The 12,864-nt window shown below is 65.5% G+C and carries 11 protein-coding genes; 4 read left to right on the top strand and 7 right to left on the bottom strand.

Annotation, left to right across the window (positions count from 1 at the left end; genetic code table 11):
- Positions 1-68 precede the first annotated feature (68 nt).
- Positions 69-1,298, top strand: a complete 1,230-nt coding sequence (locus AB0I53_RS37240; protein ID WP_358613609.1) for a PLP-dependent aspartate aminotransferase family protein — start codon at positions 69-71, stop codon at positions 1,296-1,298.
- Between the two features lie 156 nt (positions 1,299-1,454).
- Positions 1,455-3,779: a transketolase C-terminal domain-containing protein gene (locus tag AB0I53_RS37235; protein ID WP_358613607.1), complete on the top strand. Its 2,325-nt coding sequence runs from the start codon at positions 1,455-1,457 to the stop codon at positions 3,777-3,779.
- A 119-nt stretch (positions 3,780-3,898) separates the two neighbouring features.
- Here the strand turns inward: AB0I53_RS37235 and AB0I53_RS37230 are convergent, their stop codons facing one another.
- Entirely contained in the window at positions 3,899-4,828 is a 930-nt protein-coding gene (locus tag AB0I53_RS37230; RefSeq protein WP_358613605.1) for a LysR family transcriptional regulator, read from the bottom strand.
- Between the two features lie 227 nt (positions 4,829-5,055).
- On the opposite strand from AB0I53_RS37230, the gene AB0I53_RS37225 reads away from it, so the two are divergent.
- Together AB0I53_RS37225 and AB0I53_RS37220 are read left to right on the top strand one after the other, a co-directional pair.
- Positions 5,056-5,739, top strand: coding sequence for an HAD hydrolase-like protein (locus tag AB0I53_RS37225; protein ID WP_358613603.1), 684 nt, complete (start codon positions 5,056-5,058; stop codon positions 5,737-5,739).
- 81 nt (positions 5,740-5,820) lie between these two features.
- Positions 5,821-6,285: an Lrp/AsnC family transcriptional regulator gene (locus tag AB0I53_RS37220; protein ID WP_358613602.1), complete on the top strand. Its 465-nt coding sequence runs from the start codon at positions 5,821-5,823 to the stop codon at positions 6,283-6,285.
- On the opposite strand, the gene AB0I53_RS37215 is transcribed toward AB0I53_RS37220, so the two are convergent.
- The 6 genes from AB0I53_RS37215 to AB0I53_RS37190 form a co-directional block, all read right to left on the bottom strand.
- Positions 6,242-7,606, bottom strand: a complete 1,365-nt coding sequence (locus tag AB0I53_RS37215) for an aspartate ammonia-lyase (protein ID WP_358613647.1) — start codon at positions 7,604-7,606, stop codon at positions 6,242-6,244. The two genes, AB0I53_RS37220 and AB0I53_RS37215, sit on opposite strands and share 44 nt — an antisense overlap.
- A 35-nt stretch (positions 7,607-7,641) precedes the next feature.
- Complete coding sequence (locus AB0I53_RS37210; protein ID WP_358613600.1) at positions 7,642-9,069, bottom strand: aldehyde dehydrogenase family protein; 1,428 nt, start codon at positions 9,067-9,069, stop codon at positions 7,642-7,644.
- Positions 9,062-10,150: a homoserine dehydrogenase gene (locus AB0I53_RS37205; RefSeq protein ID WP_358613598.1), complete on the bottom strand. Its 1,089-nt coding sequence runs from the start codon at positions 10,148-10,150 to the stop codon at positions 9,062-9,064. The genes AB0I53_RS37210 and AB0I53_RS37205 overlap by 8 nt, the downstream gene beginning before the upstream one ends.
- Positions 10,151-10,533: 383 nt before the next feature.
- Positions 10,534-10,935, bottom strand: coding sequence for a multidrug efflux SMR transporter (locus AB0I53_RS37200; protein ID WP_358613596.1), 402 nt, complete (start codon positions 10,933-10,935; stop codon positions 10,534-10,536).
- Entirely contained in the window at positions 10,935-11,249 is a 315-nt protein-coding gene (locus AB0I53_RS37195) for a multidrug efflux SMR transporter (RefSeq protein ID WP_358613594.1), read from the bottom strand. Before AB0I53_RS37195 ends, AB0I53_RS37200 begins: the two co-directional genes overlap by 1 nt.
- Before the next feature lie 54 nt (positions 11,250-11,303).
- Positions 11,304-12,536: an aminotransferase class I/II-fold pyridoxal phosphate-dependent enzyme gene (locus AB0I53_RS37190; protein ID WP_358613645.1), complete on the bottom strand. Its 1,233-nt coding sequence runs from the start codon at positions 12,534-12,536 to the stop codon at positions 11,304-11,306.
- Between the last annotated feature and the right edge of the window lie 328 nt (positions 12,537-12,864).

The raw sequence follows: 12,864 nt of genomic DNA, 5'->3' as shown, positions 1-12,864 counted from the left end.
AGCGCGAGAGGCAGCTGACGACAGCCTTCTGATCCCCACACGGTTCGGTTCCGATCGAAGGAGAAGCGGTGTCCAACGAGGCAAGCCGGACAGGCGAGATGGCCGATGAATCCCCCCGTGAAGCGACAGCGTGGGAGCTTCGGCCGGAGACGGTCCTCATCGAAGAGGGGCGGCCGGAAAAGGACGCGGGCAACCCGATGAATCCACCCATCACCCTCGCCTCGAACTTCCGCTCCCAGAAGGGCGGCAAGCTCGGAACGGAGGAAGACGGCGACCATGGTTCCAACACCGGAGGGGTACGTGGACCGCGGCGCTACGCGCGCACGGACGGCACGGCGACATGGGCGTCCTTCGAGTCCGTGGTGGGGCGGTTAGAAGGCGGCTCCGCACTGGCCTTCTCCTCCGGGATGGCCGCATGCGCGGCTGTGCTCGAGACACTCCCCGCCGGGGCCAAGGTGTTGCTTCCCCGTGACGTGTACATGGGGACCCGCCACCTACTCGAGGAAGGCCACGAACTCGGCCGCTGGCGCTTGGAGGCCGTAGACCTCGCGCAGCCGGATTCACTGGCCGATCACCTCGACGGCGCAGACCTCCTCTGGGTCGAAACTCCGAGCAACCCACTACTCGAGATCTGCGACCTCCGGGCCATCACGACTACTGCACACGCATCGGGAGTGCAGGTGGTTGTGGACAACACCTTCGCCACGCCGTTGCTGCAACAGCCGCTGAACCTCGGCGCCGACTTCGTCGTGCACAGCGCCACCAAGTTCATGGGCGGCCACTCCGACCTGCTGATGGGTATCACTGTCACCAACGACCCGGAGAAGCAGGACGCGCTTGCCCGGCGCCGCTCCTTCGCGGGCGCAACCCCGGGAGCGCTGGAGTCCTACCTGGCACTGCGAGGAATCCGGACCATGGGTGTCCGCCTGGCCGCAGCCCAGGCTTCGGCTCACGAGCTCGCACGGCGACTTACCGTGCATCCTGCGGTCAAGCGCGTGCACTACCCGGGATTGCCCGACGATCCTGGCCACAAGCTTGCGGCCGAGCAGATGACCGGGTTCGGTGCCGTTCTCAGTTTCGAACTCGCAGACGCCACGACTGCGGACGCGGCCTGCGACGCGGTGCAGATCATCGCGTTCGCCACCAGCCTCGGCGGGGTGGAGTCCACGATCGAACGACGAGCCAAGCACCCCGGTCAAGAACACGTTCCGGCGGGGCTGCTGCGGCTGAGCGTGGGATGTGAGCACGTCGAAGACCTGTGGCAGGACCTCCTGCAAGCCATTCCCACCACGGCGTAGCCAGCTGGCCCCCATGCCGATGTCGGCGACTGGCCTGGCCGGATCGCAGCGAGGTCTTCCCCTGCGCTCTTGACACGGCGAGACATCTCCATACCCGGCTCAGCGCGATGCGCCGTCGCTGGATCGCAGAATGCCTGATTTCGAAGGTGAGACATCATGAGCAGCCCAGTGCTTACCTCCCACCCGTCCGATGCTGAGCACGAAGTGCTCCGCGAGATCGAGCGCCGTGTTCTGTGGCTGTCGAGCGCGATCATCCACCACGCCAACCTCGTCCGTCCGAACCCGTCCGGTCTCAAAGTCGGTGGCCATCAGGCGTCCTCGGCTTCGATGGTGTCGATCATGACGTCGCTGTGGTTCAGACATCTGCGCGCGCAGGATCGGGTGTCTGTCAAGCCGCACGCCTCGCCAGTGCTCCACTCGATCAACTACCTGCTCGGTGAGCTGGATGCCTCGTACCTGCCGCGGCTTCGAGAGTTCGGCGGTTTGCAGAGCTATCCGAGCCGGCTTAAGGATCCGGATCCCGCCGACTACTCGACCGGCTCAGTGGGAATCGGCGCCACCGCGCCGCTCTGGGGTGCGGTGTCACGTCGCTACGTGGACACCGCCTTCAGCGGCGCCGGCACTGGTCGGCAGTACTCCCTGGTAGGCGACGCCGAGCTCGACGAAGGCGCGGTGTGGGAAGCCGTGCTCGATCCCGGTGTCGCCGACCTGGGAGAGGTCGTGTGGATCGTCGACCTGAACCGCCAGTCCCTGGACCGCGTCGTGCCCAACATCGCCGCTGACAAGCTGCGAGGCATGTTCGCCGCGGCGGGCTGGCAGGTCATCACGCTGAAGTACGGAAGCGTGATGGAGGGCCTGTTCGCCAGGCCCGGTGGCGCCGAACTGCGGCGGCGAATCGACGACATGCCCAACCCCGAGTACCAGCGGCTGCTGCGTTGCGACGCCGACGAGCTGCGCCACCGGTTGCCGGGCGACGGTCCCGACAACACCGCGATCGCCGCACTCATCGGAAACATCGATGACAACACGCTGGTGGAAGCCATTGCCAATCTCGGTGGCCACGATCTTGAGGCGCTTGACGGCGCCTTCGCATCGATCGACGACACCCGGCCCACGGTGATCTTCGCCTACACCGTCAAGGGGTACGGGCTGGCGACGAAGGGCCACCCGCAGAACCACTCGGCGCTGCTCAACGATGCCCAGATGCGGGACCTCGCCGAACGGACAGGCGGTGACGCGGACGCCCCTTGGCGCGGGTTCCCTTCCGACAGCGCAGCGCAGATGCTGTGTCAGCAAGCCTCCGAGCGCCTGCGTCGCCCTGAGCGCACTCCCCAAACTCCCCCGTCGCTGCCGACCGACATCGGTCGCACGCCGACGGGCACAGCCACGACCCAAGCAGCGCTCGGCCGAGTCCTGCTCGATTTGACCCGTGCTGCACCGGATGCCGCCCGCCGGGTCGTCACCGTCAGCCCGGACGTCAGCTCCACGACCAACTTGGGCGGGTGGGTGAACAAGGTCGGTGTGTGGTCGCCCAGCGAGCGCCGGGACTGGTTCGCCGACGACGCGGAGACCATCCTGCACTGGCGGGAGAGACCGACCGGCCAGCACATCGAGCTGGGCATCGCCGAAACCAACCTGGTCAGCCTCCTGGGCGAGCTCGGCGCCACCTGGAGCCGGTGGGGTCAGCCGTTGCTGCCCATCGGAGTCCTCTACGACCCCTTCGTCGAGCGAGCTCTCGAACCGTGGTCCTACGGCATCTACGCGGGTGGACAGTCGATCCTGGTCGGCACCCCGTCAGGAGTGTCCTTGGCACCTGAAGGCGGCGCGCACCAGTCCATCAAAACCCCCTCGATCGGTCTCGAACAGCCAGGGTGCGTCACCTACGAACCCGCGTTCGCAATCGACACCGAATGGGCACTGCTGGCCAGCCTCAGCCGGCTCGGCAAGCCCGACGGCAGCTCGGCCTACCTCCGACTGTCCACCCGGCCCGTCGACCAGACCCTGGCGTCAGTTCCTGCCGACCCCGCAGCCAGGGAACGTCGGCGCCGCCAGGTCGTGGCAGGCGCCTATGCCTTGCGTCGCGCGAACAACCCGGACGTCACCATCGCCGCGATGGGCGCTGTGGTACCGGAAGCGCTACAGGCAGCAGAACGGCTCGAGCAGGTCGGCATCGCTTCGGACGTCGTGTGTGTGACGAGCCCCGACCTGCTCTACCGCGCAGTTCGTGCCCGGCAGGGCCACGAGTCAGCCGATTCGTGGGTCTTGGATCAGGTCTTCCCTGCGGATCGCGCTACTCACCTCGTTACCGTTCTCGATGGTCACCCGCACACCCTGAGCTTCCTGGCCACCATCAACCGGGTCGCCACAACCGCACTGGGGGTGACCCGCTTCGGCCAGTCCGGATCTCTCGAGGACGTCTACCGCTACCACGGGCTGGACACCGACGGCATCGTCCGCGCCGCGCTCGACCTCTCCGGCTGAACCCGCCTGGAGGCAGGCGACTCCTCTGGTACGGACCGGACTCGCAGAACAGTCGCTTTCGGGAGATCCACGGAGTTCGGAGATAGTTGGGGCCCGGCCTCGTGGCGTACCTGGCGCCATCAGCTCGCCGGGCGAGTATTGACTGAGTCCACCAACGAGTTGGCGATCTGTTGCAGGGAGTCCAGCACGACGGAAACCGCCCGCCGTGTTGTCTGTTCCGGACGCGCGAGGACGTCGACGTTGCGGACCGCGCGGATCCCGGTGAGAGGCCGCAGGACCACGGCGGATCCGCCCGGCGGCCGGGCCGTGTAGCGCGGGAGCAGCGCCAGGAGATTGCCGTGGGCGACCATCGCCGCAGCTGTCGTGAAATCGTTGATCCGGTGCACCACCCGCATTGGCTGCCCCGCCGACGCCGCGATCGCATCCAGCATGTCGGCAGGTGAGAACCCGGGGTGCGTGGACACCCACGATTCGTGAACGAGATCGGCCGGGCTGAGCGAATCATGCTGTGCCAGGGGGTGATCAACACGCATCGCGACGTCCATCGGCTCCCGCAACAGCGGCACCACCGACAGTCGCTGGGACGGCCATGGCTGCGTGTGGCTCATCCGGTGGGCGATAACGATGTCGTACGACGCAGTAAGCGCGGGGAACGCTTCCCGGGCAACGTCCTCGTCGACGCATTCCACCCGAGGGTGGCCGGTCTGGTTCGACATCGCGGCCAGCGCGGGGAAGAACGTGACCGCAGCACTGTGAAATCCAGAGACTCGGACGATCGCCGACAGGTCCTCGAGGTACTCCTCGACGGCCACCTGTGCTCGAGCCATTGCGGAGGCCACCGACACAGCAGCGTTCGCCAACGCCCGACCAGCCTCGGTGAGTTCGACCGAACGACCGCGCTTGTGCGTGAGCGGCGCGACGAACTGACGTTGCAACGCTGCCAGCACTTGTGAAACCGCAGACGGGGTCACCGATAGCGCCCGCGCCGTCGCCGCGATGCTGCCGTGGTCGGCAAGCTCGCGAAGCACCCTGAGCTGGTGCAAATCCATTAGGTCAATCTAAACCATTGTTGTTGTTTTTGGCGGTTTGTCTTTCGGGTCTTCCGATTTAGCATCGGGGTGTACCTGCGGCCCGTGGCCACCGGATCCTCACCCCTGGGCACGGCCGCCGCCCGGTCGATCAGACGGAGGCCTGCGCACAGCAGATCGACGTCCCCGCGAGCACCTGCTCCCCCGCAGGTCGCACCAGGCTGCAGTCCCGCCGTATAAGGAGCGAGATGATCCCCGTGAAGCCCACCTGCCTGCTGCTCGATCTCGATGGCACGCTGGTGGACTCCGCTCCCGGCATCACCACCAGCGTCATGGCAGCCCTGCAAGCGGTCGGCACTTATGTACCCAGCGCGCCCGTGCTGCGCACCTTCATCGGGCCTCCGATGTACGAGTCTTTCCGGAACGTCCTCGGTCTCGACGAACCGACCGCCAGGCGCGCCCTCCAGGTATATCGAGCGGAGTACGCCGAGAACGGCGCTCTGGATAGCCGACCGTACGATGGCATTCCCGAGCTGCTGGACAAGCTGGCCGCAGCCGGATTCCCGATGGCGGTGGCGACCTCCAAGGTGGAAGACCAAGCTGAACGGATCACGCGACACCACGGGCTGGCAACCCGGCTGCTTACTGTGTGCGGCACGTCCGATGCGGCGGGGCGCGAGACCAAGCAGGCGGTGATCCGGGAAGGCCTACTCAGGCTCCGAGCCCGCGGTGTCGATGTCTCCAGACCGCTCATGGTGGGTGATCGAGGTTACGACGTGGAGAGTGCTGCCGCAGAGGGCACACCCACGATCCACGTGCAGTGGGGCTACGGCGATGCCACCGACGCCGCAGGGGCGATCGCATCCGCCGATTCGCCGGAAATGCTGGCCAAGATGCTGCTGGACGAGACGGCGCTGCCTGCACCGGCATAACCCGCTGCTGGCGGCTTCGCAGCAGGCAACCGTTGACATCGACGGGGTCCTGGAAACTCAGCTCGAAGGAGATCACCTGCTGTGGACGCCATCGACGAGAAGATCATTGCCGAGCTCTCCCACAACGCCCGGATCTCGCACGCCGAACTGGCCCATCGAGTTCTGCTGTCTCGCAACGCCGTACGCCAGCGGATCGAGCGGCTGGAACGGCAGGGACACATCCGCGGCTACACGATCGTGCGCGACGAGGACACCACCAGCGGGGATTTCGTGTCTGCGTTGGTACTCGTATACCGGCAGGACCGCATGCGCGGCGGTGAGGTCCTGGCCGCGCTCAAGCGAATTCCAGAGGTCGTCATCTGTGAGGTGCTCAGCGGCGACTTCGATCTCATGGTGCGACTCGAAGCGCAGTCCCTGGAACGCATACGCGGCATCTGGGAGGAGATCGCCCAGATGCCCGGCGTAAGCGACACGGTGACCGGATTCGCGCTCTCCCGCGTGATCAACCGCCCGCGGAAGGAACGTTCTGCGGAACCGGAGCCATGAGTCCGACCGCCTGCTCTCGGCTGAGCAGGCCGGCCTGCTCGACCAGGTCCGCCACGCTGGATCCGGTTGCCAGCGCCTGCTTGGCGATAGCTGCGGCGGCCTCGTAACCGATGTGCGGGGTCAGCGCGGTCACCGAACCGACCGACCCTGCGACCTTGCTGGCCAGCCGTTCGGCGTTGACGGTGATTCCCTCCACGCACCGAACTCGCAACGCAGCACAGCCGCGGGTAAGCCACTCCGTCATCGTCAGCAGCAGGTGACCGATCAGCGGCTCGAATGCGTTGAGCTGGAGCTGGCCGTTCTCGGCAGCCATCGTGATCGAGACATCGCATCCCGCCACCGCATAGGCGATCTGGTTGACCGCTTCGGGGATCACCGGGTTGACCTTGCCCGGCATGATCGACGAACCAGCCTGCCGAGGAGGCAGGTTGATCTCCGCGAAGCCGCTCTGCGGACCGCTCGAGAGCAGCCGCAGATCGCTGCAGATCTTCGATAGTTTCACGGCCGTCCGCTTCAACACACCCGATGCGTGGAGGAACACGCCTGTGTCGGCCGTCGCCTCGACCAGATCAGCAGCCGGCCGCAAGTCGAGCCCGGTCAGGGCGCGCAGGTGTCGGACGACCGCCCCGGCGTACCCCGGTTCGGCCGTGATGCCGGTGCCGATCGCGGTGGCGCCGAGGTTGATCTCATGCAGCAGCGGCAGCGCCTCACCGATACGGTCACTGTCTTCTGCCAACGTGACACCCATGGCGGTGAACTCCTGGCCTAGCGTCATGGGCACGGCGTCCTGGAGCTGGGTGCGACCGACCTTGACGACGCCGGTGAATTCCTGCCCCTTGGCTCCGAACGCTTCCGAGAGCCGGCCGAGCTCGGACAGCAGTCCGCACAAGGCCGTGCTCGTGGCGAGCCTAAGCGCCGTGGGATAGACGTCGTTCGTCGATTGGCAGCGATTGACGTCGTCGAGCGGGGAGAGCACGTCATAACGCCCCCGACCGTGGCCCAGGAACTCCAGGGCGAGGTTCGCGATGACCTCGTTGGCGTTCATATTGGTGCTCGTGCCGGCACCACCCTGGATAACGTCGACGCAGAACTCACCGCGGTGGCCACCGTCCTCGATGGCCTTGCAGGCCGCAATGATGGCGTCCGCCTTGCGCGGCTCGATAACACCGATCTCCATGTTCGCCAGAGCGGCAGCGCGCTTGACCGTGGAAAGGGCTCGCACAAGCACAGGATGGGCGGAGAGCGGGATTCCACTGATCTGGAAGTTCTCCAACGCACGGGCGGTGTGCACGCCCCAGTAAGCATCTGCCGGGATCGGCATTTCGCCCAGTGCGTCGGATTCAGTCCGGAATGCTGTCACCGCACGCCGTCCTTCTTGTTGATGCAGACCACCTTCGGCTGGGTCATCTCCTCGTAGGCGAAGCGCACGCCCTCACGGCCCATGCTGCCGTGCTTGAAGCCACCGAACGGCATCGCATCGAGGCGGTAGTCGGACGAATCGTTGATCAGGACACCGCTCGCCTCAAGCAGATGGGCAGCCGACAGCGCGCGGTCGAGGCTCCCGGTGAAGATCCCGGCATGCAGGCTGAAGTCGACCTCGTTGGCGCGCTGGAGGGCATCATCGAAAGAGTCGAACGGCTGCAGGCAGACGACCGGAGCGAATGCCTCCTCCCGCCAAATGCTGCAGTCCGCGGGGACACCCTCCAGAACCGTCGGAGCGTAGAGGGCGCCGTCCAGGTGGTTGCCGCACAGCAGAGTCGCTCCGTTGGCGATGGCAGTGTCCACCTTCGCCTGGGCTGTGCGGGCAGCAGCCGCAGTGATCATGGGGCCCACCTCGGTGCGCTCATCCGTCGGGTCTCCGACGCGCAACTGCTTCGTGCGGGCGACGAATGCATCGCGGAAAGTCTCGTACACCTCGCGGGCGATCAGAATCCGCTGCGTTCCGATGCAGTTCTGACCGGCGGCCCAGAAGGCGCCGGAGACGCACGATTCGACCGCGGTACCCAGATCGGCGTCTTCCATAACGACGACAGCGGCGTTCCCACCGAGGTCCATGGCGAGCTTCTTCAACCCGGCCGACCGGGCGATTGCCTCGCCGGTCGCGAAGCCACCCGTGAACGACACCATCCGCACCTCGCGGGCGGTGACGATCGCGGCACCCAGCTCAGCGTTGCCGTTGACCACCGTCACGACCTCCTCGGGCAGCCCGGCCTCGATGAGCGTCTCGACCAAGTGGAACGCCGATAGCGGCGTGAGCTCGGAAGGTTTGAGAATGACAGCGTTGCCGCCAGCGATGGCCGGCCCGAGCTTGTGCGCGACCAGGTTGAGCGGGTCGTTGAACGGTGTGATGGCCGCGATAATGCCCAGTGGCTCCCGAGTAAACCACCCCGTGCGGTTCTCCGATCCCGCGAAGGCGTCGAAGGGGACCACTTCGCCGCTGTTGCGCCGAGCCTCCGCCGCCGACAGCACCAGGGTGTTCACCGCCCGCGCGGTCTCCTTGCGGGCCTGGGTGATGGTCTTGCCCGCCTCGTTCACGATCAGCAGAGCGAAGAACTCCGCGCGCTGTTCGAGAAGTCGAGCCGCCCCCTCCAGTATGGCCGCCCGCGAAGCACGTGACATCGCCTGGGCACTGCGGCGGCCCCTGCGGGCGCGCACGACGATGCTGTCGATGGCGGAAGCGTCCACAGTGTTCACGGAGCCGACGACTTCGCCGGTGTAGGGATTGCAGACGGCGGACATGCCGTCGCCGACCGGGCACTCGGGTTTGAGGGCGATGTCAGCCATGGAGGGCCTCCTCGACAAGGTGTCCGCTCGAAGCGGCAGCGTCGTTCGCGTGTCGCTGGTGGATGGCGATGATGTCCGACAACAGGGCGTAGGCCGTCTCGATGCGACCGGCACCCGGACCGGAGACGGTGACGGTTCCGAGGAGATCGGTGCGGAAGGCAACGGCGTTGAGCGGACCGGCGATCCCGGCCAGCGGGTGGTCGGAGGGAAGGGCCACCGGCGCCACCCGAGCATCGACCCCACCGTCGGACCGGCGTGTGGCCGAGCCGACCAGCTTCCAGCGCAGTCCCTTGTCGGCGGCGTCCTTGATGTCCTCTGCGGTGATCCCGGAGATACCTTCGCGGAAGACATCCTCGGGGCACAGATCAGCGCCGAGGATCTCGTTGGCGAGGATCATGACCTTCAGCTGAACGTCATGTCCTTCGACATCGGCCGTGGGGTCGGCCTCGGCGTACCCCAGGTCCTGGGCCTCCTTGACGGCAGCTTCGAAGTCCGCGCCGTCTTCCACCCGGCCCAGGATGAAGTTCGAGGTGCCATTCATGATTCCCTCGACTCCGGTGATCCGCAGCCCGCTGAGCAGCCTCTGCGCGGTGCGCAGGATCGGCGTGCCGCTGAGCACTGCGCCTTCGAACTCGAAGCTGACGCCGTGCTCGACAGCCAGTTCCTTCAACTCACGGCCACGCAAGGCAACAGGACCCTTGTTCGTGGTGCACACGTGCTTGCCCGCCTCCAGCGCCCAGCGCACGTGCGACACCGCGGGCTCGCCGTCAGCAGGATTGGTGAACGTGGCCTCCGCGACGATGTCGGCAGGGACCTCGCGAATAACCCACTCGTTTCGTGGATCGGCGTCACCGCCCTCCATGTCGGCGAAAGTCAGCTCGCCAGGCCCTGCAGCCAGCAATGGCGCGAGGTCGATGCCGTCGAGGTCAACCAGCGACCCGGCTCGAAGATCGGTGATCGCAACAACGCGCATGGCGAATCCCAGCTCGTCGGCAAGCTCATCACCACGCTCCACGATCAGCTCGGCGAGCGCCCGATTGACACCGCCGAACCCGATGAGCGCAAGGTCATATCGCCTCATGTGATATCTCCTTCGAGTTCACCGCGACTCTCGCGGTGCGACTACGCAAAGTCTCGCTGCGAAGGACGTCACCTGGACCATGTCGCAATGACCTAAGAGCATGCCGATGTGCACTGGCCCGATGGCAGTTCGCCTTCCTCGTCGCCGGCACCCGGTGCGCTATCGACGTACGTCGAGGCGCATGGCCCTCCGTGAAAGTGGCGTGGACCCGCAAGTCCGCCTTTCTCGCTCGGCATGCAAAATGGTCCCGCCCAGCGACGGGGGATGCTGGGCGGGACCAAGTGACGAGCGGTCGTACTGCAGACTTCTGTTGTTCCCTAGCCGGTCGGACTTCGGGTGCATTGCCGCGTAGTTCGGCTTCCTCTCAAGGGAACTGCCGGTCTCTAGAGCATTGCGCGCGTGGAATCTTGTCCATGGTCGGGATCATCGTGCTTGGACGATCGCGGGGCGTTCTGCTGATCGGGATCGTTCGAGCTCACCAACTTCAGTCCGATGACACAACCGACGATCCCCGTGATGAACAGCAACTTGGGCAATGAGACCGGTTCGTTCCCTCGCGCCACGGCGATGACGACCGTCAACGCCGCACCGATGCCGACCCACACCGAATATGCGACTCCGACGGGTATCTCCTTCATGGCGTATGCCAGCCCGCCGAGACTGACGCCAATGCCGAGGAGGAAGACAACCACCGGCCCGAGCTCGGTGAACCCGTTCGACTCGCCGAGCGCGGTGGCCCAAACGGCTTCGAACAGGGCACTGACAACGAGAATCAGCCAGGCCATCAGGCAACCACCTTCAATCCGATGACACAGGCCACCAGCCCCGACAACAGCATGACTTTCGCCTGTGTTGCTTTCTCCTTCCCCGTCCCGAAGGCCCACAAAACGGTGAGCGCCGCGCCGGTTCCAGTCCACACCGCGTAAGCCGTTCCCGTGGGGATGTCACGCATCGCGATCGAAAGACCAGCCAGACTCAGCACTGACGTGACGAGGAAGATCACTGACGGCCACAGTCGTTTGAAGCCGCGGGATTCGGACAACGCTACCGCCCAAGCGGCTTCCATGGCGCCGGCGACCAGCAGCACTATCCATGCCACGAGCAACGCTCCTTTCTCACGGGCGACGGTGAGCTGCCTATTCGGCTTCTCGGGTCAGTTGGCTCCGAATGTGGCGTCAAGAGCTGCCGAGAGGTCGGCGATGAGGTCGTCCGGATCTTCCAGACCAACCGAGAGGCGCAGGTGGCCGTACTTCTGGAACAGCTCGGGGTAGTACTCCGAGCCACCCCGTGCCTCGCCAGCGACGTGGACGATGAGCGACTCGTCGTGTCCAAGGGACACCGCGGAGGTGATGACCTTGAGGTTCGAGACGAACTTGTTCTGCGTGTCTGGATCTCCCTCGACGGCGAAGGCCATCATGGCGCCATAGCCACGACCGCCGAACTGCCGTAGAGCGACCTCGTGCTGAGGGTGAGATCGAAGCCCCGGGTAGTAGACGTACGCAACTCGGGGGTCAGACTCCAGGAATGCAGCGACCTTCTCAGCAGAGCTGAAGTGCTGGCGCAAACGCAGTGGAAGCGTCACCGAACCGCGCATGACGAGCCAGGCGTTGAACGGCGAGATGGTGCCACCGACATCGACGAGCGCCTCGGACTTGATGCGCGAGACGAGTTCGCGGGAGCCGATCACGACTCCGCCCATCGAGTCACCATGACCGTTGATGTACTTCGTCAACGAGTGGACGACGAGATCGACCCCCAGCTCGAGTGGGCGGAAGAACGGCGGCGGGGTGAAGGTGGAATCGATCGAGACGAGCGCACCCTGCGCGTGCGCGATCTCCGCGATAGCAGCGACATCGGCGACCTTGGTCGTCGGATTCGCGATCGCCTCGGTGTGAACCAGTCGGGTGTTCGGTCGCATCGCCGCACGAACCGCATCGAGGTCGCCCATGTCGACGAACGTGGCCTCGATCCCGTACTTCTCGGGAAGGAGCTCGGCCATCAGACGCCACACGGCCTCGTATGTGACGTCCCCCAGCACCACGTGATCGCCGGTCTTCAGCAGCGAGAAGAACATGGCGTGCAACGCAGCCACACCCGTGGTGAAGACAGCGGCGTCTTCACCGCGTTCGAGGGCAGCCAGCTTCGTCTGAAGGCAGATCTGGTTGAACCCCGAGTTCCGCGTGTACGAAAGGGTCTCCGTGTCAGACCAGTCCATTTCGGACGGGTCGTCCGGAAGCAAGTACGAGTTCGCCATCACGATCGGCGTACGAATGGCTCCGCCAGCGGAATCAGTGGTGTTCCCGCCGTGCACAGCCTGGGTGGCGAACGCGAGGCTGGCCAAATCGCTCTTGTCCGGCCTAGGACTGTTGCGAACGTTCTCACTCATAAAAGATGACCTCGTCTCTCTAGTAAGCCGCCATACAACCAAGGCACCGCCAGACAGGACTGGGAACCAAACTCCCGGCCAGGCCCTGAACGAGCCCGTCCAGTCCCCCGCCATGCAGCGATCAAACCCGGCGCCGGCCTGCCATTCGGCAACCTCGGCGATGTCAATTCGTTCAGTGCGCGACAGCTCGTCGCCAAGCAGAGAGCCGGCACCCGCGCCCTCGGTCTAGCACTCAGTGGGTTGGATGCCCACGCCGCAGCGTCAAGAAGCCCGCGGGGCGGTGTCAGCCGACGACTCGGAAGTCCTGCACCTCGAGAGCAACCGCCAG

Source organism: Saccharopolyspora sp. NPDC050389 (genome assembly GCF_040655595.1).
GTDB lineage: Bacteria > Actinomycetota > Actinomycetes > Mycobacteriales > Pseudonocardiaceae > Saccharopolyspora.
This window is presented reverse-complemented; position numbering and strand designations above follow the sequence as displayed.

Bases quoted from the DNA above. Each gene is read 5' to 3' on its own strand.
- AB0I53_RS37235 (WP_358613607.1), top strand. From the start codon at position 1,455: ATGAGCAGCCCAGTGCTTACCTCCCACCCGTCCGATGCTGAGCACGAA.
- AB0I53_RS37230 (WP_358613605.1), bottom strand. From the start codon at position 4,828: ATGGATTTGCACCAGCTCAGGGTGCTTCGCGAGCTTGCCGACCACGGC.
- AB0I53_RS37225 (WP_358613603.1), top strand. From the start codon at position 5,056: ATGATCCCCGTGAAGCCCACCTGCCTGCTGCTCGATCTCGATGGCACG.
- AB0I53_RS37215 (WP_358613647.1), bottom strand. From the start codon at position 7,606: ATGCCGATCCCGGCAGATGCTTACTGGGGCGTGCACACCGCCCGTGCG.
- AB0I53_RS37210 (WP_358613600.1), bottom strand. From the start codon at position 9,069: ATGGCTGACATCGCCCTCAAACCCGAGTGCCCGGTCGGCGACGGCATG.
- AB0I53_RS37205 (WP_358613598.1), bottom strand. From the start codon at position 10,150: ATGAGGCGATATGACCTTGCGCTCATCGGGTTCGGCGGTGTCAATCGG.
- AB0I53_RS37200 (WP_358613596.1), bottom strand. From the start codon at position 10,935: ATGGCCTGGCTGATTCTCGTTGTCAGTGCCCTGTTCGAAGCCGTTTGG.
- AB0I53_RS37190 (WP_358613645.1), bottom strand. From the start codon at position 12,536: ATGAGTGAGAACGTTCGCAACAGTCCTAGGCCGGACAAGAGCGATTTG.